The sequence below is a fragment of the Myxococcus dinghuensis genome (assembly GCF_024198235.1).
Lineage (GTDB): Bacteria > Myxococcota > Myxococcia > Myxococcales > Myxococcaceae > Myxococcus > Myxococcus dinghuensis.
In genome coordinates, this window is the sequence record NZ_JAKCFB010000007.1 from 194,808 (window position 1) to 220,228 (window position 25,421).

A 25,421-nucleotide genomic window follows, 5' to 3' on the forward strand; every position below is an offset into this window, starting at 1 on the left:
GGAGTCGTCCCCCGGGTGGCGCCCTTCGTGGCGGCTGCTCGGGGGACGCTTCATTTCACGGCGGGGGGCTGGCGGAGCCACCGGTACACGAGCAGGTGTCCCAGGAGCGCCGCCTGCACGAGCACGATGGGCAGCCAGATGAAGGGCGCGGTGGTGATGAGGGTGCTGCGCGGCTCGGCGTGGAAGAGGTGCTCGAACAGCGGCGAGGACAGGTTGGCGATGGCCACGATGGTGAGGAGCAGCGCGAGCCCCACCGTGTTCCAGGCGCCGACGAGCAGGCGCGATGCGCGGCCCCGGTGGACGAGCCACGCCAGGACGGGCGCGCTCAGCCCGGTGAGGATGTCGAAGTTGAGTCCCTCGAAGGTCATCTCGACGGGGAGCGTGCCCTCGCGGTGGAGCGCCCAGAGCGCCACCTCCACGGGGACGCGGAAGACCTGGAAGCCGACGAGGGCGCTCAATGACAGCCCACGCACCAGCCGGTCCCCGAACCGCGAGAACGCCAGGACGAACGTCAGCACGACCGTGGGGAGGAGGGCCTTGAAGATGTCGGGCGGCGCGGAGCGCATGTCCGCGAAGGCGCCCCGCGCGGCGAGGACGCCCGTCACGGCCATGACCACCGCGACGAGCGCGGCGGACAGGAGCGTCCAGCGGGCGTTCACCTGGAGCGGCTCGCCCAGCCGCCTGCCCGCGCGCCACGTCGCCGCGACGAGGAGACAGGCCATGCACAAGACGAGCAGGACGAAGCCGGTGGTGACGGGCGCGGAGGGAGCGGGCATCCGAGGTCTCCCGAGGTGCTGTCTCACGGGCGGTCGATGCAATCAAGTGTCGGTCTCCGAGCGCCGCCGGACGGTGCGTCAGCCCTGACGCGAACCCGACGTCGCCAGAGAGCCGGCCGAGGCGGATGGCCTGCCGGTGACACCATCACCGTGAGGACCTCCATGACGTGGACCCTGAGTCTCCCGACGCATTACGTGTTGCGCCCCAAGAGCGCGTTGCTCGAATGGCTGTGCGAGCACCTGCCCGGCTCCGAACTGGAGGAGCCCCGGCTCTGGAGTCAGGACGAGGTGGTGCCCGAGACCCCCAGTCAGTCCGAGCATCGCGAGACCTGGGAGATGCGCATGAAGTTGACCATCCTGGCCGAGCTCCAGTGCGAGGCGGACAAGGAGGTCGAGGGGGGACCCCGACCCACGCGCGAGCCGGCACAAGACCCGGCGAGGATTCCCGCCACACGGGAGGACGCCGAGGGGTGGGGCGCGGAGAAGGAGGCCCGACTCCGACGCGCGTTGCGCACGCTGCTGTCCCCCGCGCCTCCGACCTTGGAGCACTTCGACAGGTGGTGGACGCTGGAGCGGGTCGGTGTCGTGTCGCACGCGGAGACCACGCTGAACCTGACGCCGTTCGCCTCTCTCCAGAAGGTGCGCGGGCCGAGGTTCCGGGAAGGGCGCAACGACCCCTGCGATGCGGTGAGCCGCTGGTGGTCGGAGGTTCAGACCGAGCGGGTACGGAACACGCGGCTGCTTCGATACGCGGTCGCCTGGCTCTTGGAACACTTCGCGGGCCTCACACCGCTGCGGGTCTGCTTCCTGCGGGTGCGCCCCTTCCTCCTCGAACCACTCGGGGAGGCGCCTCTCGAGGTCCCGGGATGGACCGTGTCCACGACACGGCACCGGTTCCAGGGGGGGCTTTACCTCAGCCTCTGGGAGTGGGACTGGTTCGTCGGCTGGCGGTTCCGCTACGTCGTCCGTTCGGAGTCCGGGAAGGCGGTCCATTCGGGCACGGTGAGTCTCGACTTCGAGGGCTCCGAGGAGGAGCCACACATCGGCTCCGCCGAGTTGATCGAACACCACCCGAGGCGTCTGGCGGGGCTCGCCGGGACGCGCCCAATGGTGACCCCGTGGGTGCCCCGGGGAGGCTGACACCCGAGCGGACGGGGGGCCCGGGTTCCGGGAGTTCATCCCTGGGAGGCCCCACGACTGTGTCGGCCGGGAGCCACGCCATGTGTGACGGTTGACGACGGTGCCGGGAAGGACGATGACTCGCCCGGAAGTCCCCGCGCGAACACATGAGCTTCTCTCCGCCCGTCGTCACTCCCTCCGAAGTCCTCCCCGCCCTGCGTGAGCGGGGTTTCGCCGTCCTCGACCGCGCGGGCCTCAGCGCGCTGGTGGGCGTCCCTTCCGAGACGTTGGACGGCTGGAGCCCCACGTGGAACGACCTGCCGCCCGACGGCTATCTCCGCGACGGCGGTCGCTACCGCTCGCGGCGGCACGCGTGCTTCGTCGTCGACGGCGAGTCCGTCCGCCCGGTGCCCCACCGCGCCCACTGGCAGCCCGTGGAGTACAACGCGCTGCACGGCGGACTGGAGCGCTGGTTCGAGCCGATGCTTCCCGGCGTCGTCTCCCAGCCGGAGTGGGACCGACTGCTCGCCGCCATCGCGGCGCGGGCCTCGGAGCTGAAGGGCCGTCAGCCCTGGTTCGTGGAGGCGCACCAGTTCCGCATCGACACGACGGACGGCATCGGCCGGCCCACGCCCGAGGGCGCGCATCGTGACGGCGTGGACCTGGTCGCCGTGCTGCTCGTGGGACGCGAGGGCATCAAGGGCGGCGAGACGCGTGTCTTCGAGGCCACCGGCCCCAACGGCATCCGCTTCACGCTGACGGAGCCCTGGTCCGCGCTGCTGCTGGACGACGAGCGCGTCATCCACGAGAGCACGCCCATCCAACCCCTGGGGGGCCAGGGGCACCGGGACACCCTCGTGCTCACCTTCCGCGCGAAGGGCTTCCAGGGCCCCTGACCGGGGACACGGTCAGGACTTGGGGGCGATGGAGACCTTCACGCCCTCGGTCCAGACCTTGTGCTCGTCCGTGTAGTACAGGTACGCGCGGCTGGCCGGCCCGGTGTACGTGCCGGGCACCGCCGCCACGAGGGACAGCGGCACGTCGATGCGCTTGCGCGGCTCCATGCCGCGCCAGTACAGCACGACGTCACGCCCGATGACCTCGTAGGCATCCACCACCTGCCGCTGCACCAGCTCCTTGAGCTGGTCGTGCCGCACCTCCATGCCGCCCGGCACCCCGAAGATGGCCACCGCCGTGGGCAGCTTCTGGTTCGTGCGGTTGAGCACCATCACCCGCGCCTCCGTGGGCTCGCCCTCGGTGAGCTGCTTCTTCGCCAGCGACACCTCCAGCGACACCTGCGTCTCCTTCGAGCTCTTCGGCAGGCGCGCGGAGTAGGTGACCTCCACCGAGTACGGGAGCTGGGCCCCGCCCTCCATGCGCAGCTCCACGCGGCGTCCCCCGGGGCCGAGCAGCGCGCTCACGTCGGGCAGCGCGAGGGCTTCCTGGGAGGAGCCGTCGAAGCGCACGGGCTTCCCGACGGGCTGGCCCTCCACGTAGACGCTCACCTGCCCCGGCACGAGCGACGCGGCGCGCATGCGGTCGTAGGCGATGATGGCGCGCAGGGCGAGGACGGTGCTCTGCGTCGCGCCGTAGCGGCCACCCTCGTTGGACTCCGCGAGGAACTTCATCGACTGCTCGACGGAGCCCCGGTACTCCGGCTCGCGCAGCCACGCGAGCACCGCGAGCGCCGTGGTCTCCACGTCCAGCGTCACACCCGAGCTGCCGACGATGGACTGCGTGCCGCCGGCCACCACGCCGTTCTTCCCCTGGAGGCTCGCCAGCCGTGACATGAGCGTCTTCGCCCCGGCCTTGTCCCCGGTGAGCGACAGGACGTTCGCGCCGAGCGCCACCACGTAGCTGTTGGTGCTCCGCGTCGCGGCGGCCTTCACCGTCGCCACCTCGCGCGACAGCTCCCGCGCGACCGAGGCGCGCGAGTCCGCGCTCTCCAGCAGCGCCCAGGTGATGTACGCGTTGGAGGTGTCCTCGTCCTCCACCCAGACGTGCAGCGCGCGGCGCTTGCGCGCGAAGCCGCCCTTGCCGTCGCGCTGGTTGAGCATCCAGCCGCGCGTGCGCTCCAGCATGGCCGCGTCGATGTCGCGCACCTGCTTCATGTCCATGAAGTGGAGCAGGCCGAAGGCGGTCAGCGCCTCGTGGCCCGGCGCCTCGCCGAACCACTCGTAGCCGCGCTCCTTCGTCTCGAAGCCCACGAGCCGCTGGTAGCCCCGCTCCAGCTTCTCCTTCGCGGACGCCACCAGCGCCGGGCTGACCCCGGAGTGCGTCTGGAAGTACTGCTGCGCCATCGTCATGGGGTACGTGGTGGAGCTGGTCTGCTCGAAGCAGCCGCTCGGCTCCTGGATGAGGCGCTCGAGCGACTCGGTCATGTTGGCCAGGGGCGCGGGGTACACCTTGATGGAGGCGCGGACGGTGCCGGGCACGAGGTCGTCGGGCAGGGTGACCAGGTGGCTCACCGGCTTCTCCCCGGAGAGCAGTCCGCCGAGCGCCACGCGCCCGGGGAAGCCCTCCGGCTTGATGGACAGCGTGCGCGTGACGACGTCCGTGTAGTCCCCGGCGTTCGCGGTGAGCTTCACGTCCACGGGCTGGGTCGCGCGGCCGATCTCCAGCGAGTAGAGCTGGCGACCCCGCGCACCCGCCGCCAGGCTCATGGCCTGCCCCCCGGCGAACTTCACCGCGCCCTTCACGTCCAGCTTCACGCGGGCGTCGGTCAGCGCCGCCGTCGTCCCGTTCACCAGCGCCACGGGCAGGCGCACCACGTCGCCGGAGGTGACCTCCAGCGGGAGCTTGGGCTCCACGTAGAACGGCTGCACGGACTCCAGCGTCGCCACGGCCGAGCCGAGCGCGCCGTCGTCACCCACCACGCCGCCGAGCGCCTTGAACGTGGTCACCGAGTCGCTCATCGCGAAGCGCACCGTGAGCTCGCCCGTCTGGGGATGGGTGCGCATGCCCGCGGTCCAGTACAGCGTCTCCGCGAAGTCCTGGCGGTCTCCCGCCTTGCGGCCCGGGCGCGCGAGGTGCGCGTACTCCCGGACGTAGGCGAGCGGCGGGGCGGCCATGTAGCGGTCCTCGTCCCATTCCATCTTGCGCTTGGCGGCCTTGGCCGGCTCGAAGCGGTCGGCGTTGAGCTCCGCGCCGGCGAACGCCGCGTCGTCGCGCAGCGCGACCTCCGCGGGAGGCGCGGCCGGGAGGTCCTCCTGGGCGGCCTTGTCCTGGGCCACGGGGGCGGGGGGGACCGCGGCGGCGAGCTCGGCGAGGACGCCTCCCTCCACGGCGTCGTCCTCTGGCCCGGCCGCGGCCCTCGGGCGCAGGTCTTCCCGACGGAGTCCGATGCCCTTGTTCCGGGCCACGGCGGGGCGAACCGGAGAGCCAAGCTGGCTCACCGCGAACGCGCGCAGGGCCGGGTCGCCGTGCTGCTTCAGGAACGCCATGGGGTCGACGAGGGCGAAGCGGCGCCACCCCTGGGTGCCGAGCAGCAGGTCCACCGCCCGCGGCGCCTTGGGGTCGCGCTTGTCGAGGTAGAGCTGCGCGTCGGCCAGCTCCTTCACCTCGGGCTCGAGCAGCACCATCACCGGGAGCAGGGGCGCCTGGTCGCGCTTCTCCTGGAGCTCCAGCACCGCGTCGTCGGTGACGGTGAGCATCACCAGCGCGGAGACGGGCTTCCCGTTGCGCGTGGTGCGCGCGGTCAGCTCCACCGGTCCGCCGGGCACGTAGCGTTGACGGTCCGCCTTCAGCTCGAGGGAGACCTCCTTCGCGGGCTGCCGGAACACCAGCCGCTCCGCGAGCGGGCGGTTGTCGGCGTCCCACACGGTGGCGATGAGCACGCCGTCCTCGTCACGCGGCTTCAGCGTCACCTCTCCGCCGCGGGTGTCGTCGAGCCGGGCCGTCACGATGCGGCTCTCGCGCTGACTCAGCGTCACGGACACGCGGCCCACGCCCTGGGCGCCGACGACGAGCCGCACCGGAGCGCCGGCGGGGACGATGTCGTCGACCGCGCGGAGCGTGGCGCCGGAGGGCTTCACGCGCGGCAGGGGGAACGTCTTGCGGATGCCGGAGGGAGCGTCGATGCGCAGCGCGTACGTCGCGCCCGCGCGCGGGGTCAGCTCGAAGCGCCCGCGGCCCTCGTGCTCCGAGGCCACGGTGGCGACGACCTTGCCCGTCTCCTGGTCCACCACGACGCCCCGCAGGTCCGCGGGTTTGCGCGCCGGCGTCTTCGCCTCGAAGTACACGCGCGAGGGGAGCCCCGCCACCAGGTCACCGCCCTCGGGGAACATCGCGAGGTCCAGCGTCTGGAGCAGGATGGGGAGCGTCTTCGCGGCCGTCTCCACCACGCCCCCGTCCCGGATGGTGAAGGCGAGCGTGCCCTCGCCACGCTCGATGACCGCGGGCAGCGGGAAGCGGATGGTGCAGTGCCCGGTCGCGTCCACGGTGCAGGGCACCTGCGCCACGCTGACGCCGTCGACGAGCGCGTCACCCGTCACGCTCGCCCCCACGGGGATGCCGCCCTCGGCGCGCTTCACGTCGAGCGTGGCGGTGACCGTGTCGCCGGGGCCGTAGCCATCCCGGAGGAAGACGATCTGCGACTTGAGGCGCGGCGCGCGGTAGGCGCGCACGTCGAACTTGCGCTCCACCGGAGCCGCGCCCAGGTAGGGATAGCTGACGCGGAGGGTGTACTCGCCGCCGGCTTGTCCCTCGGGAATGGTCCAGGCGTGTCCCCAGATCGCGTCCTGCGCGCTGACGGCGCCCTGGAGGACGACGTCTCCCTTGGGACCGCGAATCTCCACCTGGGCGCTGAGCGGGCTCCTGAAGGGGCTGTGGGAGTCGGCGTGGAGCATCAGCCCCCGCATCAGGACCTGCTCCCCGGGCCGGTACATGGGCTTGTCCGTGGAGAGGTAGGTCTGGAACCGGGGCTCCCCCAGCCGGAGGGGGGGAGCCGGTCTGGCGAAGCCCGACGGGGGCAGCGCCAGGAGCGGGACGGTCAGGCCCAGGGCGGCGAGGGCGCCCAGGAGCCGCGAGACGGAGAAGGTCATGGCGGCTCTCAACGGACGAGGTCCCGGGAAGTTCTAGGCCCGGAGTCCCGTGGATGTTCCGTGGGGCTCCTGGGGCGGAATCACCCCGCTCGCGGGGCGGGGAGGCGCACTTCGCGCGCGGACTCCGACAGGGAGCGGAGGTGCGTCCGTCGGGCTCGCGAGGTCCGCCTTCAACGACGATGCGCGCACGACCTGCTCGAGGGAGGTGGCTGGCCGCCGCCTCGTCTCGTGGTCCGATGGGACGGTGGGAGGAGACGTCCCCGTCCCCGAGTATCGGTGGGCAGGCGCTCCGGGGGTGACGGTGGGAGGCGCCTGGGAGAAGCTGCCTGCCTGGGGCGCGGTGAGTCGACCGCCGCAGGAATGCAGGCGGTCGCCCCGTGTTCCCGAGCCCCCCGCATCGCCACTGGGAGACGAGGACATGGGCAGGTTGTTCGTCGCGCCGTTGTTGACCGGGCTGTTGACCGCCTCCGTGGCGGTGGCCGCCGAGGAGGACCCCTTCCTCTGGTTGGAGGAGGTGGAGGGGACACGCGCGCTGGAGTGGGTGCGCGCCCAGAACGCGCGCACGCTGGAGGTGTTGGAGAAGGATCCGCGCTTCGAGCCCTTCCTCCAGGAGGCGCTCTCCATCTACACCGCGACCGACCGCATCCCGGCGCCGTCCTTCCGCGCGGGCGGCGTGGACAACTTCTGGCAGGACCGGACGAACCCGCGCGGCGTCTGGCGTCACACCTCGACGGACGGCTACGCCAGCGCACAGCCCGCGTGGGTGCCGGTGCTGGACGTGGACGCCCTGGCGAAGGCGGAGGGCCAGCCGTGGATCTTCAAGGGCCATGACTGCCTGCCGCCCGCGGACCAGCGCTGCCTCGTCTCGCTCTCCGACGGCGGCAAGGACGCGGTGGAGGTCCGCGAGTTCGACGCCGCCGCGAAGCAGTTCGTCGAGGGCGGCTTCCGCATCCCGGAGGGCAAGCAGTCCTCGGACTGGCTGGACGCGGACACGCTGCTCGTCGGCCGGGACTGGGGCGAGAACACGCTCACGGAGTCCGGCTACCCCTTCGTCCTCAAGCGCTGGAAGCGCGGGACGCCGCTGGCGTCGGCGACGGAGGTGTTCCGGGGCGAGCCCACGGACGTCTCCGCGTCGGCCTTCCTCCTGCGCGCCCCGGAGGGCCAGCTCGAGGGCGTCATCGTCAACCGCGCGGTGACGTTCTTCGAGTCCGAGCTGTGGCTGCTCACGGACGCCGCGCCCGTGCGCCTGCCGTTCCCGCGCAAGGTGTCCCTCCAGGCCTTCGTGCAGGGGCAGGTCGTCTTCACCATCGAAGAGGACTGGGGCCGCTTCAAGCAGGGCGCGCTGCTGGCGTATCCGCTCGCGGCGCTGAAGGCGGACCCGGCGAAGGCGAAGCCCGCGCTCATCCTCCAGCCCGGCCCGCGTCAGGCCATCGAGTCGGTGTCGCGCACGCGCAACAAGCTGCTCGTCAACCTGTACGAGGACGTGAAGGGCACGCTGGAGGTGTACTCCCCGGGCAAGCTCCGCTGGACGCGCGCGCGGCTGGGTATGCCGAGGAACGCGTCGGTGGACATCGTCGCCACCTCGTCCGCGCATGACCGGTTCTTCGCCGGCTCCGAGGGGTTCCTCGCGCCCACGTCGCTGTGGCTCGGGGATGCGTCGTCCAAGGCCGTGAAGCAGGTGAAGGCCCTGCCGGCGCGCTTCGACGCGTCCACGCACGTGGTGGAGCAGCACTGGGTGGCGTCGAAGGACAAGACGAAGGTGCCGTACTTCCTCGTCCGCCCCAAGAAGATGAAGTGGGACGGGAGCACGCCCACGGTGGTGTACGGCTACGGTGGCTTCCAGGTCTCCAAGCCGCCCGAGTACCTGCCCCAGGTGGGCAAGCTGTGGCTGGAGCGGGGCGGGGCCTACGTCATCGCCAACATCCGGGGCGGTGGCGAGTTCGGCCCGCGCTGGCACCAGGCCGCGCTGCGCGAGAAGCGCCAGCACGCGTTCGACGACTTCGCCGCCGTCATCGAGGACCTGGAGCGGAAGAAGTTCACCTCGCCGCGCCGGGTCGCCATCTACGGCCGCTCCAACGGCGGTGTCCTCACCAGCGTGGTGATGACGCAGCACCCGGAGCTGCTCAACGGGGCCGTCATCGAGAGCCCGCTCATCGACATGCTCCGCTACCACAAGCTGCCGGCCGGCGCGTCCTGGGTGGGCGAGTACGGCAACCCGGAGGTGCCCGAGGACGCCGCGTTCATCGCGAAGTACTCCGCCTACCAGAACCTGAAGCCGGGCGTGAGCTACCCCAAGCCGTACATCACCACCAACACCAAGGACGACCGCGTCCACCCCGGCCACGCGCGCAAGTTCGCCGCGAAGCTGGAGTCCCTGGGGCAGCCGTACCTCTATTACGAGAACACGGACGGCGGGCACTCCAACGACGCGGACCCGCTGCTCAACGCGCGCCGCTGGGCGCTGCACCACGTCTACCTGTCGCAGCAGCTCATGGACTGACGGCCCGGGGGCCCGCCCGTTCGCGGTGGGCCCTCAGTTCACGCTCTCCGCGCTGTAGCGGGCGATGAGGCCCGTGCGCACGGCGAGCTTGAAGATGCGCGAGAAGAAGAGGCCCGCCAGCAGGATGTAGAGCACCGCGAGGCCTCCGCCCACGAACACGTTCGTCCACGCCACCGAGCCCCCGGCGACGATGGCCCTCATGCCCTCGAAGACGTACGACGGGGGCAGCAGCCGCGAGAGCGCCTGCATCCACGGGGGCAGGGTGGACAGCGGGTAGAAGACGCCGACGAACGGGGACAGCAGCGCGGGGATGGGCCAGATGAACCACTCCGCGGAGGGCCCCAGCCGCAGCACCACCGCCGTGCCGAAGATGCCCAGCGCGATGCCGAACAGGAACAGCACCAGCAGGAACGGCACCAGCATCACGCCATAGATGGCCATGGACAGGCCGAACACGGCGCCCGCCACCACGAGCATGACGACGAGCCCCACGGAGCTGGTGGCGATGCTGGAGAGCACCAGCCCCAGCACGTATTCGCGGATGCTCATGGGTGTGGCGAAGACGTTGAGGAAGTTCCGGGACCAGACGTCCTCGAAGAACGTGGTCGTCACGCCCTGCATCACCCGGGTGAGGAAGTCCCAGAGGAGCACCGCGCCCAGGAGCGCGGGCAACAGGTCCATGCCCGGCGCGGTGATGGTGCCCAGGTAGCGGGTGATGAACCCCCACAGGACGATGTCGATGGCCACCCAGACGAACAGGGGGAAGATGCGCGAGGGACTTCCCCGCAGGAGATAGAACTGCCGCAGGACGATGGCGGCGGCGCGGGACAGGCGCATGGCTAGGGGTGCTCCAGCGCGAGCGGCTCGCGGGCCACGGTGATGAACAGCTCCTCGAGCGACTGCTTGCCGTGCTCGTGGGGCAGCGTGCGCGGGTTGCCCTGGAGCAGGACCTTCCCTCGCGAGACGAAGAGGACGCGGTCGCAGACCTCCTCGACCTCGTACATGTTGTGCGACGTCCAGAGCACGCCGCCGGTGCCCTTCGCCGTGAAGTCCTTGATGCGCGCGCGGATGTCCCGCGCGGTGGCCGGGTCCAGCGACGCGGTGGGCTCGTCCAGCAGCAGCAGGCTGGGGCGGTTGAGCATGGCCTTGGCCAGCGCCACCCGCGTCTGCTCGCCGGAGGAGAGCACGCCACACTTGGTGTCGCGGAAGCGCTCCAGGTCGAACTCCTTCAGGAGTTGCTCGATGCGCGTGGCGATGTCCCGCACGCCGTAGATCATCCCGAAGTAGCGCAGGTTCTGGACGACGGTGAGGTTGCCGGGGAGGGGCGCGTAGACGGCGGCGAAGTTGGTGAACTCCAGGGCCTGTGAGCGGTGGCGCGCCAGGTCCACGCCCTGGATGTGGATGCTGCCCGCGGTGGGCTCCAGCACGCCGAGCACCATGTTGATGGTGGTCGTCTTGCCGGCGCCGTTGGGGCCGAGCAGGCCGACGATTTCGTTGCGCGCCACCTCGAAGGAGACGCCGTCCACGGCCACCGTGTCGCCGTAGGCCTTGCGCAGCTCGCGCACGGCGAGCACCGGCGTGGAGGGAGAGACTTCAGGCTTCATGAATGGATCTTCTCGTGCCGGGCGAGCATCTCCACGAACCGGACGATATTCCGCGCGCGGGTCTCCGCCTTCTTCACGTTGAGGATTCGAAAGAGCACTGCGTAACGGTTGGCGGAGTCGAGTGTGGAGAAGAACGCCTTGGCGCGCGGGTTCGCCTCCAGCGCCGCCGCGAGGTCCTCCGGGACGCTGGCCTTGCTCTGCGAGGCATAGGCGTTGTCCCAGCGCCCGTCCTGCTTCGCGCGTTCGATGTGCACCAGGCCGGCGGGCTGCATCCGCTTCGCGGCGATGAGCACCGCGACCTTCTCACGGTTGATCTGCGACCAGATGCTGCGCGGACCCCGGGGGGAGAACCGTTGAAGCCAGGCGGTGTCGTCGAAGGTCCGCTTGTGGCTGTCGATCCACCCCCAGCACAGCGCGACGTCGAGCGCCTGGGCATAGGTGAGCGGGGGCGTGCCCGCGCCCTTCTTGAAGAGCTTCAGCCAGAGGCCCCGCTCGCCGGCGTGGTTCTTCGACAGCCAGGTCTCCCAGGCCTCGGGGTGGGGGAAGGCGATGATGGGGAGGCCATCCGGGGTCTGCGCGGTGGCCGGGGCCGAGGTGTCGCCGGACGTGGCCCGCGGCGTCGACTTCCGGGCCGGGGTCTGCTTCTTCGTGGCGGGGGCCTTCTTCGCGGCGGGAGACAGAGGCTTCTTCGCGGGAGAGGCCTTCTTCTTCGCGGGGCTCATGGGGCCGGCTTCTACCATGGCCCCCGACTCACGGCGGGACGACGCCGCGCATCCGCATGTCGTCTTCCTCCGCCATCCGGAGGTGGGTGGGATGGAAGGGCTTGCCCAGCGCGGCGCGCTCCCAGGCTGCGCGCATCTGCTGGGCGCAGCGGTCCACGGGCATCCTCCCGACGGCGGTCCCCAGGCCGGGACACAGCACCGAGCGGATGGGCGACAGGGTGGATTGGTTGTGCGCGAGGACGGCGCGAATCGTCGCCGTGAAGGCGAGGTAGGCATTCACCGTGTCGCTGACATCCGTGGGCACGCGCATGGTGGGGGCGCTGATGCACCAGGGAATCTCCTCTCGCCCGGTGGGGACGATGACCGCCATTCCCACGGGCAGCTCGCCGCCGTGGTCGGCGCGCAGCAGCGCCTGGAGTCGCTCCTGGACCTGGGGGCCGAGCTGGTACGTGTAGACCAGGTCGATGCCGCCATCCATGAAGCCGAAGCTGTTCGCGGGGCTGACGATGGCGTCCGCGCGAACGTCGATGGGGTCGCTCGCGGAGACGGGCCCTTCCCGGTCGGAGAAGATGTCGCCTTGGGTGATGGTGACACCCTCGAGCCCCCCGAACTCCTTTCGCCAGGCGGCGGCCATCCGGGGGCTGAGGTCGCGAAGGTGCAGCGAGAAGGGCGGAGCCATTCCGTGCAGTATCCCATTCCGACCGCGCTCGGCGTACGGTTGCTTTCCATGCGAACCCTTCACGGCATCGGCTACTCCCCCTGGACGGAGAAGTCCCGCTGGGCGCTGGACCACCATCGCGTCGAATATCGCTATCGCGAGCACACGCCGCTCATCGACGAGCTCGCCCTGCGCTGGCGCACCCCCAAGGGCACGCATCCCTCCGTGCCGCAGCTCTCGGAGGACACCGGCGTCACGACGGGCTCGTTCGCCATCGCCCGACGCGCGGAGGCCCAGGGTCAGGGCTCGCCCCTGTTCCCCGAGCAGGCCCTGCCCACCATCCAGCGCTGGGAGGCGGTGAGCGACCGGGTGCTGGCCATCGGCCGGTCGAGCGTGGTGCGCCGCATGGCGGGCAACCCCGCCTTCCAGCGGGAGTCGCTGCCCGGCTTCATCCCGAAGGCCCTGCGCGGCTTGTTCGCCCCGTCCGCCGCGTTGGGCGCGCGCTTCATCGCACGCAAGCACCGCGCGGACCCCGACCCCGAAGCCTCCCTGCGCGAGACGGTGGTCCCCGCGCTGGAGCAACTGCGCGCGGAGCTGAAGGGCCGGCCCTATCTCGAGGGGGGCTTCACCTACGCGGACATCACCGCGTGCGCGATGCTCCAGCTCGCGGTGCCCGCGGCGGACACGTGGCTGCCATTGGGACCCGCGACACGCGAGACGTGGCGCCACGAGCCCCTCGTCGCCGCCTTCGCCGACCTCGTCGAGTGGCGGGACGCCCTCTACGCGAAGCACCGCCGGCCCTGAGCCTCCCGATGGGCCGGTTCGGGCTCACGCGGGACTATTTCGTCGACTTCTTCGGTGCCGGAGGCGTGGCCGGCGCGCCCTGCTGGTTCAGGCGCTGGCGAATCAGCTCCTGGATCTGCTCGGGTGACTTGCCCTGGAGGTCCTCGGCCTTGAAGGTGCCCATCATCGGCGGCGCGGTGGGGCGCGCGGCGTCGAGCTCCTCGTAGTCCGCCGGCACGGTGAAGCGCGAGTCCGGCTGCGCGCCGAGCTGGATGTTCGTGACGTCGATCTCCGCCTGGAGCTTGTTCTGCAGGTCGTACGTCAGGCTGCGCACGTACGCGACCTCGGGGAGGTCCGTGGGGCGCCAGATGCGCTGACGCTTGATGGTGTCCTCCGCGCCGGGCGGGACGCCCTCATAGACGACGGTGGGGTGGCCGTTGACCTTCTCGGAGCCGACCTTCTTGAAGCCCTGCGACGTGAAGCACGTGTCGTAGTCCTGGCCCTTGCCCGTGCACGCGCCGGGAATCTTCACCGGCAGCTCGTCCAGGCTGCGCTGCGTGGCGGCCTTGCGCTCGTGGAAGAGCGTGGTGCCGGTGCGCTTGTCCCAGTCGAACAGGATGGACATGCCACCGGGGACCTGCGGGACGTCCAGGTCCATGCGCAGCTTGTCCGCGCGGCCGTACATCTTCCCCTTCGTCTCCGGGGCCTTGCCCTTCTGCTCGGGGGCGGGCGCGCTCTTCACGCGCAGGTCCCCGACCCAGTCGGCGAGGGCGGGCGTGGCCACGAGCACCGCGGAGGCGACGAGACCGGACAGGCCATGACGGTAACGGGATGGAATCATGGGGCCACCACAGTCCACGGGCGCGCGGGTGTCAAACGCGCACGGCGCGGGTGCAGGGCAGGCGACGCGGGGCGGGTGGGCGTGGAGGCGCTCGCCGCCCGGGGCCCGGGGGCGGCGATGCGCGGCGTGCTCCTCGTCGGCGCGCCTCCCGTGGTCTCAGGGGCGGATGGCGACCTTGATGACGCCGTCCTTGCGCTGGCCGAACAGCGCGTAGGCGTCACGGATGTCGGCCAGCTTGAAGCGGTGGGTGATGAGCGGCGTGAGGTCGACGCGCCCGGACTCGACCGTCGCCATCAGCCGGCGCATGCGCTCCTTCCCACCCGGGCACAGCGTGGTGACGACGCGGTGGTCCCCGAGCCCCGCGGCGAAGGCGTCGTAGGGCATCTGCAGCTTGCCGGAGTAGACGCCCAGGCTGGACAGGGTGCCGCCGGGGCGCAGCGCGCGCAGCGCGCTCTCGAAGGTCTGCTGCGTGCCGAGCGCCTCGATGGCCACGTCCGCGCCGCCGCCCGTCAGTCGCTTCACCTCCGCCACCACGTCCTGGTTGCGGTAGTCGAGCACCACGTCCACGCCCAGCTTCCGCGCGAAGGCGAGGCGGGACTCGTCCCCGTCGACGCCGATGACCCGCGAGGCCCCCATCAACCGCGCCCCGAGCGACGCGCACAGGCCGATGGGCCCCTGCGCGAAGACGACCACCGCGTCACCGATGCGCACCCCGCCCGACTCCGCGCCGCTGAACCCCGTCGACGCGATGTCCGCGAGCAGCAACACCTGCTCGTCCGACAGTCCGGCGGGGATGGGCGCGAGGTTGGCCTGGGCGGCGGGAACCCGGACGTACTCGGCCTGCGCGCCGGGCAGCGTGTTGCCCAGCCGCCAGCCGCCCATCGCCTCGTAGCCCGAGCCGTGGCCGCATTGGGACAGGTGGCCGGACAGGCACGCGTGGCACTGGCCGCACGGAGTGATGGCGCCCACGAGGACGCGCTCTCCCACCCGGTAGCCTTCCAATCCAGGCCCCAGCTCGTCGATGACGCCCACGAACTCGTGGCCGATGGTGAGCCCCGGCTTCACGGGGTACTCGCCCCGGACGATGTGCAGGTCGGTGCCGCAGAGGGTCGTCAGCGTCATCCGCACGACCGCCTCGCCCTCCCGCGCGCGCGGCTTCTCCAGCTCCTCCAGCCCGAACTTCTCGACACCTCGAAAGACGGTTGCTCGCATGGCTCCCCCCTGTCACGTGCGCGCGAGGTCCTCTCCTCCTGCTGAAGGTCGGGAGCCTTCGTCGACGCGCAAGCACACGCGGGGGCGCGGCCGGGGGGAGCAGGCGCCGCCCGCCCGGCGCCAGGCGTCGCGAGGGCGGAGGGCCGGCGGGAGCGTCCGGCCGGAAAAGCGAACGGCGCCGGCCTCGTGGGAGGCGCGGCGCCGTGGGCGTGACGCGGATGCGTGCGGGGCGGCTTCAGCCCGGCTGGCAGACCTGGCGGAGGATGTCGAGCGACTCCAGCGCCTTGCCCGCGCCAATCACCACCGCGGACAGCGGGTCCTCGGCGAGGAACACCGGCAGGCCCGTCTCCTCGCGCAGCAGCGTGTCCAGGTTCTTCAAGAGCGCGCCACCACCGGCGAGCACGATGCCCCTGTCGGCGATGTCACCGGCGAGCTCCGGCGGCGTGCGCTCCAGCGTCAGCTTCACCGCCTCGACGATGCCGTTGACGGGCTCGGCGAGCGCGTCGCGCACCTCGTCGCTGGACACCGTCAGCGTGCGCGGCACACCGGCCACCAGGTCGCGACCCTTGATCTCCATGGTCATGACCTCGTCCGTCGGGTACGCCGTGCCGATGCCCATCTTGATGAGCTCCGCCGTGCGCTCGCCGATGAGCAGGTTGTACTTGCGCTTCACGTACTGGATGATCGCCTCGTCCAGCTTGTCGCCACCGATGCGCACGCTCTTGGCGAACACGATGCCGGCGAGGCTGATGACCGCGACGTCGGACGTGCCGCCGCCGATGTCGACAATCATGTTGCCGCTGGGCTCCGTCACCGGCAGGCCCGCGCCGATGGCCGCCGCCATGGGCTGCTCGATCAGGTAGACCTCGCGAGCACCCGCGTTGGCCGCCGCCTCGCGCACCGCGCGGCGCTCCACCTCGGTGATGCCGGAGGGGATGCCGATGATGATGCGCGGGTTGACCAGCGTCTTGCGGTTGTGCGCGCTCTGGATGAAGTAGCGCAGCATCGCCGCGGTGATTTCGAAGTCCGCGATGACGCCGTCCTTCATCGGCCGGATGGCGACGATGTTGCCCGGCGTCCTCCCGAGCATCTCCTTGGCTTCCTTGCCCACCGCGAGGACCTTCTTGCCCCCGCGCGCGTCCTGCTGGACGGCCACCACCGAGGGCTCGTTGGACACGATGCCCTGACCGCGGATGTAGATGAGCGTGTTCGCCGTGCCGAGGTCGATGGCGAGGTCGCGCGAAAAGAGGGTGTGAAGCCAGTCGAACATACGGGGGCGGAAACTTTCGGAGAGTCGGCGGAATTTCCCGCGGCGCTTGCGGAATGCAGGGGTGAAGGTACTACGCGACGCGGCACTGAGGAAGAAAAGCCGGAAGCGACGTCGCAGCCGCCCGGAGGGCAGTCGACCAGCGGACGGGGCGCCCCCCGCGGCCCGCGCGCCCGCTAGATCCCCGCGTGCTCGGCCTGGGCCTGCTCGAACCGCGTGGCCACCACCCCGGCCTGCTCGGGTTCACCCTCCGGCAGACACCCGGGCACCGTCCCCGTGGCCTCGGCCTCGCGGTATTCGGGCGTATGACGCAGGGCCTCACTGGTGACGTGGAGCAGCCCGTCACGGACGGGCTCGAACAGCAGCGCGGTGAGGTACCAGGCGGGCGCGTAGTCCAGGCGGATGAGCCCGTGCACGCTCCAGCGGTGCGGCGAATAGTCCCAGGGGCAGCGCCCCAGCAGCTTCCGGAGCAGCCAGCCGGTGACGTACTCCGCCCCGAAGATGAGCCCCGTGTAGGCCAGGGCCCTGACGGGGCGCGGCAGGGGCTTGAGCCGGGCGGAGACCTCCTCCAGCGCCAGGGCCGTGCCCCCATAGATGGGGTGCATCCACAGGTAGGTGCGCGCCGTCGCGCTGCGGTCCCGACTCAGGGCCGCGTTGGCGCCCGTGAAGAGGACCTCCAGCACCCACCCCGTACAGCCGTAGAGCAAGAATCGCGAGAGCACCCTCCCAACCTAGGGACGGGCCCCCGAACCGGCATGGCCTGGCCCGGGACGTGCCGTCGCCTGCCCCAGGTGTCCGCTGGTGGACGATGTCCCCCTCCAGGCGGGCGAGATGGGGGGACAGGCCCCTACAAAAGGCGCGCTTTACGCGCCCATGCCCGACGTAGTACCTGAACGAGTGATGCGCTCCCCCGGCACGACATCCCGAATGCCCGGCTCCGGGAGCGAGGCGCTCCGGGGGATGCTGTTCGCCCTGGGGGCCGTCCTCGTGTTGTCGCTGGCGCTCCACGCCGGTGACGCCGAGTCCTCCCCGAGGCCCGTCGCCACGCGGGACTGCCACCGGGACGACGGGGTCCGCGCCTCCTGGAAGAAGACCGCCTCCAAGAAGGCGTCCGGGAAGGGCGGCGCGCTGTTCCACGTCACGGACCTGGGGGGCTGGGACAGCGCGCTCCAGGTGCTGGGGAGCCCGGCGCCCTCCGCCCGGAGCCGCGCGGCCCCCGTGCTCGATCTGTACGCCCTGTCGCGGTGGACCCGCGAGCGCGAGCATTCCGTGGCGACCACCACCCTGCGTGAGAGACGTTGCGCCGCGGCCCCCTCGGCCAGCGGCGACATCGCGGACCGGCCGTCCATCGTCACCCGTCCGTTGCGCGGTCCACCCCTGGCCTCCTGAGCCCGGGGCGCTCTTTCCGGCTTGCGCCCGCGCGCCTGGACCTTTGAGTCCGGTGTGCCCCGACGTTCCCAGTGTCCCCGCGCGGTGTGACCCGTCCTCCAGTCCTGGGGCGGGCGCGACGCGTCCCGCCCGTACCTTCCTTCCGCAGTCCCTGATTCGATTCGAGGTGTTTGATGCACGGAGCCCACGAGGTCCTCCAGGCCATTGCCATCGTCCTGTGTGTTGCCGCGGTGACGACGGTTCTCTTCCAACGGCTGCGACAGCCCGTGGTGCTCGGCTACATCCTGGCGGGGCTCGTGGTGGGGCCGTTCGTGCCGATTCCGCTGGTGGCCAACCCGGAAGTCGTCACGACGTTGTCCGAGCTGGGCGTCATCCTGCTGATGTTCTCGCTGGGGCTGGAGTTCAGCCTGCGCAAGCTGTTCTCCGTGGGGCTCACCGCGGGGCTCACGGCGGTCATCCAGTGCAGCATCATGGTGTGGCTGGGCTTCGTGGTGGGGCGGGCCTTCGGGTGGACGACGCTGGAGAGCATCTTCACCGGCGCGCTCATCGCCATCTCCAGCACGACCATCATCGCCAAGGCGTTCGACGAGCAGGGCATCCGGGGCAAGCTGCGTGAGCTGGTGGTGGGCGTGCTCATCGTCGAGGACCTCATCGCGGTGTTGCTGATGGCGACGCTGACGGCCATCTCCACCGGCGCGGGCCTGTCGCTCAAGGACCTGTCGTTCACCACGGGCAAGCTGGTGGCGTTCCTGGTGGGGCTGGTGGCGGTGGGCCTGTTCATCATCCCCCGGGCGGTGCGGGCGGTCATCAAGCTGAACCGGCCGGAGACGACGCTGGTGGCGAGCGTGGGCATCTGCTTCGCGGTGGCGCTGCTGGCGCAGGCGTTCGGCTACTCGGTGGCGCTGGGGGCGTTCCTGGCGGGCTCGCTGGTGGCGGAGTCCGGCGAGGAGAAGGTGGTGGAGCACCTGGTGCAGCCGGTGCGCGACATGTTCGCGGCCATCTTCTTCGTGTCGGTGGGCATGCTCATCAACCCGGAGCTCATCGCGGAGCACTGGGCGGCCATCCTCGTCCTCACGGGGGTCGTCATCCTGGGCAAGCTGGTCAGCGTGACGCTGGGCGCGTTCCTCACGGGCAACAGCACGCGCACGTCGGTGCAGGCGGGCATGAGCCTGGCGCAGATCGGCGAGTTCTCCTTCATCATCGCGGGCCTGGGGCTGTCGCTGAAGGCGACCGGGTCGTTCATCTACCCGGTGGCGGTGGCGGTGTCGGCCATCACCACGCTGACCACGCCGCTGCTCATCAAGAAGTCGGAGCCGGTGGCGACGTGGGTGGACCGTAAGCTGCCCAAGCCGCTGCAGACGTTCGTCACGCTGTACGGCACGTGGGTGGAGAAGCTGCGCGCGGCGCCGCGGCGCGAGACGTTGGGCGCGGGGGTGCGCCGGCTCATCCGCCTGCTGGTGCTGGACGCGGTGCTGCTGGCGGCGCTGGTCATCGGCACGTCCCTGTCGGCGGGGAGCCTGGCCAGCTTCGTGGAGGCGCGGACGGGGGTGGACGAGGACCTGTCGAAGCTCATCATCTACGGCGGCGCGGTGGTGCTCGCGGTGCCGTTCCTGGTGGGCGTCATCGGCATGGCGCGGCGGCTGGGCGCGACGCTGGCGGAGGCGGCGCTGCCGGCGCGCACGGACGGCAAGCTGGACCTGGCGGCGGCGCCCCGGCGCGTGCTGCTGGTGACGCTCCAGGTGGGCATCGTGTTGCTGGTGGGCATCCCCGTGGTGGTGGTGACGCAGCCGTTCCTCAAGGGCGCCATGGGGCCCCTGGTCGTGCTGGCCATGGTGGGCGCGCTGGGCGTGGCGTTCTGGCGCGGGGCGACGAACCTGCACGGCCACGTGCGCGCGGGCGCGCAGGTGCTGGTGGCGGCGCTGGCGGCGCAGTCACACTCCAAGGAGCCGGGCGCGGAGGAGCACGCGCTGGACCACGTGCAGGGCCTCCTGCCCGGCCTGGGCGCGCCGGCGTCGGTGCGGCTGGAGGAGACGAGCCCGGGGGCGGGCAAGACGTTGGCGGAGGTGAACCTGCGCGGCCTCACGGGCGCCACGGTGCTGGCCATCCAGCGCGGGGAGGAGAGCGTGTCCGTCCCCACGGCGCAGGAGGTGCTGCGTCCGGGGGACGTGCTCGCGCTGACCGGCACGTGCGAGGCGGTGGACGCGGCGAAGGCGCTGCTCCTGGGCACGACCCCGGTGGCCGTGGAGGCCGCCGCCGCGAGCGCCGAGTCCCCGGCGCCGGAGACCCGGGCGCACGGGTAGCTCCACGCGGACCGCGCGGGACGAGGGGGGCTTCGCGACTCCTCGTCTCGCGAAGGGCGCGCTTCAGCGCTTCAGCGCGTACTTGCCGATGACGTACAGCGCGCGCACGCCGTCCTTCCAGCCGATCTTCTTGCCCTCTTCGTAGGTGCGCCCGTGGTAGCTGATGGGCACCTCGTAGACGCGCCAGTTGCCCCGGGCGACCTTGGCGGTGATTTCGGGCTCGAAGCCGAAGCGCTCCTCCTCCACCTCGACGGAGCGCAGCACCTCGGCGCGGAAGGCCTTGTAGCAGGTCTCCATGTCCGTGAGGTTCAGCCCGCTCGTCATGTTGGAGAGCATGGTCAGCAGGTTGTTCAGCACGGTGTGCCAGAAGTACAGGACCCGCCGAGGCGTCCCCGTGAACCGGCTGCCGAACACCACGTCCGCCTCGCCGTCCAGGATGGGCTGGATGACCCGGGGGATGTCGCGCGGGTCGTATTCCAGGTCCGCGTCCTGGACGAGGATGATGTCCCCCGTCGCCTCCGCGAACCCGCGCCGCAGCGCCGCGCCCTTGCCCTGGTTCTGTTCCTGGAAGAGCACTCGCACTTCGTTGCGGTTGGAGGGGTTCCCCCCCAGCACACCCACACCCTGCTCCGCCAACTGCTGGAGGAATTCGCGGCTTCCATCCCGGGAGCAATCGTCCACCAGGACAAGCTCCTTCGGGAAGTCGACCGCGATGCACCGGCGCAGGAGCTCCGCGAGGGTGGGAATCTCGTTGTAGACGGGGATGACGAGAGAGACGAGCATGGCTGCTTGCGCTCTATCGCATTTTGCCGCCCGGGGCGACTGTCTTGCACCCGGCGTGCGGCACTTGCGTCCACAGCCGCCTTCCTCGCGAACCTGTATGAGTAAGGCACAGCGAGTGTCACTCGGGTCGCGTGGAAGGGTTTGCCCCAGGAGGTGCCCTGGGAGGCCACTGGCTCGGGGGGAAGGGACGCCATGAACGACCAGCTCGGGCCTGCGGTGCGCGGCGCGGTTTCCCTGGTGCGACTGGACCTGGTGGAGGCAGGGGGGTGGACGGGCTTCCGGGACTTCTTCCTGGGCGCCTGGAACATGCCCCACGGTCACTGCTACCTGTGGCGCGGCGACCTGATGACGCTGCATGTCCTGTCGGACATCCTCATCAGCGCCGCCTATTTCTCCATCTCGCTGATGCTGTATGCCCTGGTGCGCCGCAGCCGGCTGCCCTTCGGCGGGATGATCCTCTCCTTCGGGGTCTTCATCGCCGCGTGTGGCCTGACCCACCTCATCGAGGTGTGGAACGTCTGGCATTCGGCCTACTACCTGGGCGGCGGCGTCAAGCTGGTGACGGCGGTGGCCTCCGTGGCCACCGCCATGTACCTGGTGCCGCTGCCGGGGCGGGTGATGGAGGTGATGGAGACGGCGCGGCTGTCCGAGGAGCGCCGGGTGCAGCTGGAGCGCAGCACCCAGGAGTTGGAGACGCTGTATGCGCGGCTCAAGGCGTCGGAGGAGCAGCGCACCAGCTTCTTCGCCAATGTCAGCCACGAGCTGCGCACGCCGCTGACGCTCATCCTCGGGCCGCTGGACCGCATGGCCCAGCGCGGGTCGCTGTCGGACGGTGACCGGCGGGACGTGGACGTGGTGCGGCGCAACGCGCGCATGCTGCTGCGGCACGTGAACGCGCTGCTGGACGTGGCCAAGCTGGACGCCGGGAAGATGCAGCTGCACTACGAGGAGGTCGACCTGGCGCGGCTGGTGCGGCTGTGCGCGGTGAACTTCGAGGCGCTGGCGGCGGAGCGGCGGCTGGACCTGGTGCTGGAGCTGCCCCGGCTGCTGTCCGCGCAAGTGGACGCGGAGAAGGTGGAGCGGGTGGTGATGAACCTCCTGTCCAACGCGGCCAAGTTCACGCCGACGGACGGGCGCATCCGCGTGTCGCTGCGCTCGGAAGGGGGCCTGAGCCACCTGGAGGTGGAGGACACCGGTCCGGGCGTGCCCGTTTCCCAGCGGGAGAGCATCTTCGAGCGGTTCAAGCAGGGGGACACCGACGCCGCGCACGAGGTCAGCGGCACGGGCCTGGGGCTGGCCATCACCCGTGACTTCGCGACGCTGCACGGCGGCCGGGTCTGGGTGGAGGACGGCGCCGGGGGCGGGGCGCGCTTCGTGGTGGAGCTGCCGCTGGAGGCGCCCGAGGACGTGCGGCTCGCCTTCCATCCCCAGGAGCTGGAGCTGCGCGAGGGGGCGGGCGCGGCGCGCGCGGAGGTGGAGCTGCTGCGCGCGGAGCTGCCGGACCCCGTGGAGGTCACCGGCCCGGAGGACTCGAGCCGCCCGCGCGTGCTGGTCGTCGAGGACACGGGGGAGATGCGCCGCTTCGTGGTGGAGACGCTGGCGAAGGACTTCCACGTGAGCAGCGCGGTGGACGGCGTCGAGGGGCTGCGACAGGCGGAGCGGTTCCTGCCGGACGTCATCGTCAGCGACATGATGATGCCGCGCATGGGCGGGGACCGGCTGGTGCACGAGCTGCGCACCCGGCCCGGGTTGGAGTTCACGCCCGTGCTGCTGCTCACCGCGCGCGAGGACGACGCGCTGCGCGTGGAGCTCCTGCGCGCCGGGGCGCAGGACTACGTGGTGAAGCCCTTCGTGCCGGAGGAGCTGGTGGCCCGGGTGACGAACCTGGCCGCGGTGAAGCGCACGCGCGAGGTGCTCCAGGGGCTGCTGGCCGCGCGCTCGGTGGACCTGGAGGCGATGGCGCTGGAGCTGGGGCGGCGCAAGCGGCAGCTCGAGGAGGCGCTGGCGACGACCGCGCGGGCGAGCGAGTCGCGCAGCACGCTGCTCCAGTTGGTGTCCCACGAGCTGCGCACGCCGCTGTCGGTGCTCCAGCTCACCCAGCACGCGCTCCAGCGGGAGCTGTCGGGGCTGAATCCCCGGGCGCTCGACATGTTCGACCGGATGAACCGCTCCACCGCGCGGCTGCGGGACATGGTGGAGATGGTGCTCCAGTACAACCAGTTGGAGGAGGGGCGGATGGTGGTGCAGCGCGAGTCGGTGGACCTGGGCGTGGTGGCGCGCGAGGTGCTCGACGAGGCCCGCCTGGAGGCGGACCGCAAGGGCCTGCTCCTGGAGCTGGCGCTGCCCCCGGGGCGGGCGGAGGCGCGCACGGACGCGCGCATCGTCCAGTTGGTGCTGACGAACCTGGTGACCAACGCGGTGAAGTACACCCACCAGGGGCACGTGACGGTGGAGGTGCAGGCGCGCGGCGAGGGCTGGCGCCTGCGCGTGAGCGACACCGGTCCGGGGATTCCCTTCGCGTCGCAGTCGCGCGTCTTCGAGCCCTTCGAGCACCTGGAGTCGCTGGAGCACAAGTCCAAGCCCGGCGTGGGGCTGGGCCTCACGCTGGTGCGGGAGATGGTGGCCGTGCTGGGCGGCGCGGTGTCGCTGGTGTCCCGGCCCGGGGAGGGCAGCGAGTTCACCGTCGAGCTGCCGTCCTGAGCGCGTCCATCAGGGCGTCCAGGTCCTCGTCGCGGGTGAGCGGGTTGATGAGGGTGACCCGCAGGTGGGTGCCCGAGGGCAGCTTCGTCTGCACGAGGTAGAAGTCCCCGCGCGTCACCAGGCGCTCGCGCAGCCTCGACTGGAGGGCGTCCCACTCCGGGGCGGGCACGTGCGCGGGCGTGTGGCGGAAGCAGACGATGTTGCAGTCCGGGGGCACGGCCACCTCGAAGTCGCCGGAGGCGGTGAGCTTCGCGGCGAAGCGGCGGGCCAGGTCGTACGACTCCGTCACCGCGTCCGCGAACAGGCGGGTGCCCAGCACGCAGAGGCACGTGTACAGCTTGAGCGCCATCATCTCCTTGGTGCACTCCAGGGTCCGCATGCCCACGTCGCTCCAGGGGCGCTCGTCCTCGCCGTGGAAGAGGTAGCTGGCCTCCTGCGCGAACGCCTCGAAGGAGCGCGCCCCGTCCCGGAAGAGGACCGCCGTCACCAGCGCCGGCATGAGCAGGCCCTTGTGCGCGTCCCACACCACGGAGTCCGCCCGCTCGATGCCGCGCACCTGGTGGCGGTAGGTGGGGCTGAGCACGGCCGCGGCGCCGTGGGCGCCGTCCACGTGGAACCACAGGTCGTGGCGCTGGCAGAAGTCGGCCACCGGCTCCAGCGGGTCGAACGCGCCGGTGGCGGTGGAGCCGGCGCTGGCCACCACGGCGATGACCTTGCGCCCCGCGCGGGTGGCCGCCGCGAGCCCCTCCTCCAGCGCCTCCGGGCGCAGGCGGAAGTTCGCGTCCACGTCGAGCGCCGTCACGCCGCCCTCGCCCCAGCCCATGACCCGGGTGGCGCGGGCGAGGCTGTAGTGCGCGGTGCGCGGCACCAGCACGGTGAGGGGCGGCCCGGCGTGGGCGCCGCCATTCCAGGCGTCGTAGCCCGCCTTCGCCTGCCGCGCGGCGAGCAGGGCGGTGAGGTTGCCCAGCGAGCCGCCGGAGGTGAGGACGCCGTCGGAGGACTCGGGCAGGGCCAGCCGCGCCGCCATCCACCGCAGCACGTTGCGCTCCATGGCGGTGGAGACGGGGCCCATCTCGTACACGGCCATGCCGTTGTTGAGCAGCGAGGAGACGGCGTCGCACAGCGCGGCCAGCGGCACGGGCGCGGACACCTGATGCCCCACGTAGCGCGGGTGGTGCAGGTGGTTGGAGCCGGAGAGCACGCGCGCCATCAGCTCCGCGAAGTCACCGGTGGGCTGCTCCGGGAAGGAGGCGGCGAAGCGGTCCACGTTCACCGCGGGCGCCGCCCACGGCAGCACGGGCATCCCCTCGCCGTGCTCCACGCGCGCGAGGTAGTCCGCGAGCGTGTCCACCAGGCGGTGGCCCTCGCGGCGGAAGGAGTCGGCGTCGTAGGTGGCGGCGATGCGTGCGCGGAAGTCCGTCATGGCGGCGCATAGCCTGACCGAGGACGCCGCCGTCGTGTAGCGCAGTGATTGCGCCTGGCCCGCAGGGGAGCGCGGGGATGGCGTGGCCGCGAGCGCCCGGGCGGCGTGTGCGAACTCGGGGTGAGAAGACGCGCGAGGCGGCGTGGCCCCCCTGCCGCATCGGGCCTGCGCGTCTTCTCACCGTCTTCACGGTGAGGGTTCGAACGGAGGTGAGGAGACGCGCGAGGCGGCGTGGCCCCCCTGCCGCATCGGTCCTGCGTGTCTCTTCACCGATTCAGGGTGAGGGTTCGAACGGAGGTGAG

General features: G+C 71.2%; 19 protein-coding genes. 7 read left to right on the forward strand and 12 right to left on the reverse strand.

The features are described 5' to 3' along the window. Positions 1 to 50: 50 nt before the first annotated feature. Positions 51 to 776 carry a hypothetical protein gene (locus LZ198_RS12965; RefSeq protein WP_253972242.1) on the reverse strand — a complete coding sequence of 242 codons (726 nt, stop codon included), beginning with the start codon at positions 774 to 776 and terminating at the stop codon, positions 51 to 53. A gap of 162 nt (positions 777 to 938) precedes the next feature. Here LZ198_RS12965 and LZ198_RS12970 point away from each other — a divergent pair, with 162 nt between their 5' ends. Both LZ198_RS12970 and LZ198_RS12975 read left to right on the forward strand, forming a co-directional pair. Beyond that, positions 939 to 1,916, forward strand: a complete 978-nt coding sequence (locus LZ198_RS12970; RefSeq protein WP_253972243.1) for a hypothetical protein — start codon at positions 939 to 941, stop codon at positions 1,914 to 1,916. 146 nt (positions 1,917 to 2,062) lie between these two features. Then, complete coding sequence (locus tag LZ198_RS12975) at positions 2,063 to 2,791, forward strand: 2OG-Fe dioxygenase family protein (RefSeq protein WP_253972244.1); 729 nt, start codon at positions 2,063 to 2,065, stop codon at positions 2,789 to 2,791. 12 nt (positions 2,792 to 2,803) lie between these two features. Here the strand turns inward: LZ198_RS12975 and LZ198_RS12980 are convergent, their stop codons facing one another. Continuing rightward, positions 2,804 to 6,937 (reverse strand): MG2 domain-containing protein, encoded by a 4,134-nt coding sequence (locus LZ198_RS12980; RefSeq protein WP_253972245.1) that lies wholly within the window; start codon positions 6,935 to 6,937, stop codon positions 2,804 to 2,806. Positions 6,938 to 7,355: 418 nt separating this feature from the next. On the opposite strand from LZ198_RS12980, the gene LZ198_RS12985 reads away from it, so the two are divergent. Continuing rightward, the gene (locus LZ198_RS12985) at positions 7,356 to 9,437 is read left to right on the forward strand and encodes a prolyl oligopeptidase family serine peptidase (protein ID WP_253972246.1); all 2,082 of its coding nucleotides are present in this window, start codon (positions 7,356 to 7,358) and stop codon (positions 9,435 to 9,437) included. Positions 9,438 to 9,470: 33 nt separating this feature from the next. Here LZ198_RS12985 and LZ198_RS12990 read toward each other — a convergent pair whose 3' ends face one another. Genes LZ198_RS12990 through LZ198_RS13005 form a run of 4 tightly spaced genes read right to left on the reverse strand, consistent with a single transcriptional unit; the run spans position 9,471 to position 12,442 of the window. Beyond that, complete coding sequence (locus LZ198_RS12990; protein ID WP_253972247.1) at positions 9,471 to 10,274, reverse strand: ABC transporter permease; 804 nt, start codon at positions 10,272 to 10,274, stop codon at positions 9,471 to 9,473. A 2-nt stretch (positions 10,275 to 10,276) separates the two neighbouring features. Beyond that, on the reverse strand, positions 10,277 to 11,041 hold the full coding sequence (locus tag LZ198_RS12995; RefSeq protein ID WP_253972248.1) for an ABC transporter ATP-binding protein: 765 nt from the start codon (positions 11,039 to 11,041) through the stop codon (positions 10,277 to 10,279). Beyond that, positions 11,038 to 11,763: a YdeI/OmpD-associated family protein gene (locus LZ198_RS13000; protein WP_253972249.1), complete on the reverse strand. Its 726-nt coding sequence runs from the start codon at positions 11,761 to 11,763 to the stop codon at positions 11,038 to 11,040. The genes LZ198_RS12995 and LZ198_RS13000 overlap by 4 nt, the downstream gene beginning before the upstream one ends. A 28-nt stretch (positions 11,764 to 11,791) precedes the next feature. Further along, positions 11,792 to 12,442, reverse strand: coding sequence for a macro domain-containing protein (locus tag LZ198_RS13005; RefSeq protein ID WP_253972250.1), 651 nt, complete (start codon positions 12,440 to 12,442; stop codon positions 11,792 to 11,794). 48 nt (positions 12,443 to 12,490) lie between these two features. Here LZ198_RS13005 and LZ198_RS13010 point away from each other — a divergent pair, with 48 nt between their 5' ends. Next, positions 12,491 to 13,225, forward strand: a complete 735-nt coding sequence (locus tag LZ198_RS13010; RefSeq protein WP_253972251.1) for a glutathione S-transferase family protein — start codon at positions 12,491 to 12,493, stop codon at positions 13,223 to 13,225. A 34-nt stretch (positions 13,226 to 13,259) separates the two neighbouring features. Here the strand turns inward: LZ198_RS13010 and LZ198_RS13015 are convergent, their stop codons facing one another. The 4 genes from LZ198_RS13015 to LZ198_RS13030 form a co-directional block, all read right to left on the reverse strand. Continuing rightward, positions 13,260 to 14,045 (reverse strand): LolA family protein, encoded by a 786-nt coding sequence (locus tag LZ198_RS13015; protein ID WP_253972252.1) that lies wholly within the window; start codon positions 14,043 to 14,045, stop codon positions 13,260 to 13,262. Positions 14,046 to 14,201: 156 nt separating this feature from the next. Next, positions 14,202 to 15,257: a zinc-binding dehydrogenase gene (locus tag LZ198_RS13020; protein WP_253972253.1), complete on the reverse strand. Its 1,056-nt coding sequence runs from the start codon at positions 15,255 to 15,257 to the stop codon at positions 14,202 to 14,204. 235 nt (positions 15,258 to 15,492) lie between these two features. Next, positions 15,493 to 16,527, reverse strand: a complete 1,035-nt coding sequence (locus LZ198_RS13025; protein ID WP_011556714.1) for a rod shape-determining protein — start codon at positions 16,525 to 16,527, stop codon at positions 15,493 to 15,495. Positions 16,528 to 16,700: 173 nt separating this feature from the next. Beyond that, positions 16,701 to 17,246: a putative ABC transporter permease gene (locus LZ198_RS13030; protein WP_253972254.1), complete on the reverse strand. Its 546-nt coding sequence runs from the start codon at positions 17,244 to 17,246 to the stop codon at positions 16,701 to 16,703. Positions 17,247 to 17,451: 205 nt separating this feature from the next. Between LZ198_RS13030 and LZ198_RS13035 the strand changes: the two genes are divergently transcribed. Both LZ198_RS13035 and LZ198_RS13040 read left to right on the forward strand, forming a co-directional pair. Then, a complete protein-coding gene (locus LZ198_RS13035; protein ID WP_253972255.1) occupies positions 17,452 to 17,913 on the forward strand; it encodes a hypothetical protein in 462 nt (153 codons plus the stop codon). A gap of 173 nt (positions 17,914 to 18,086) precedes the next feature. Beyond that, positions 18,087 to 20,213, forward strand: coding sequence for a cation:proton antiporter (locus tag LZ198_RS13040; protein ID WP_253972256.1), 2,127 nt, complete (start codon positions 18,087 to 18,089; stop codon positions 20,211 to 20,213). Positions 20,214 to 20,276: 63 nt separating this feature from the next. Here LZ198_RS13040 and LZ198_RS13045 read toward each other — a convergent pair whose 3' ends face one another. After that, a complete protein-coding gene (locus tag LZ198_RS13045; protein WP_253972257.1) occupies positions 20,277 to 20,996 on the reverse strand; it encodes a glycosyltransferase family 2 protein in 720 nt (239 codons plus the stop codon). Positions 20,997 to 21,188: 192 nt separating this feature from the next. Between LZ198_RS13045 and LZ198_RS13050 the strand changes: the two genes are divergently transcribed. Beyond that, positions 21,189 to 23,696, forward strand: a complete 2,508-nt coding sequence (locus LZ198_RS13050) for an ATP-binding response regulator (protein ID WP_253972258.1) — start codon at positions 21,189 to 21,191, stop codon at positions 23,694 to 23,696. Here LZ198_RS13050 and LZ198_RS13055 read toward each other — a convergent pair. Continuing rightward, positions 23,674 to 25,119, reverse strand: a complete 1,446-nt coding sequence (locus tag LZ198_RS13055; RefSeq protein WP_253972259.1) for a pyridoxal phosphate-dependent decarboxylase family protein — start codon at positions 25,117 to 25,119, stop codon at positions 23,674 to 23,676. The two genes, LZ198_RS13050 and LZ198_RS13055, sit on opposite strands and share 23 nt — an antisense overlap. Positions 25,120 to 25,421 lie beyond the last annotated feature (302 nt).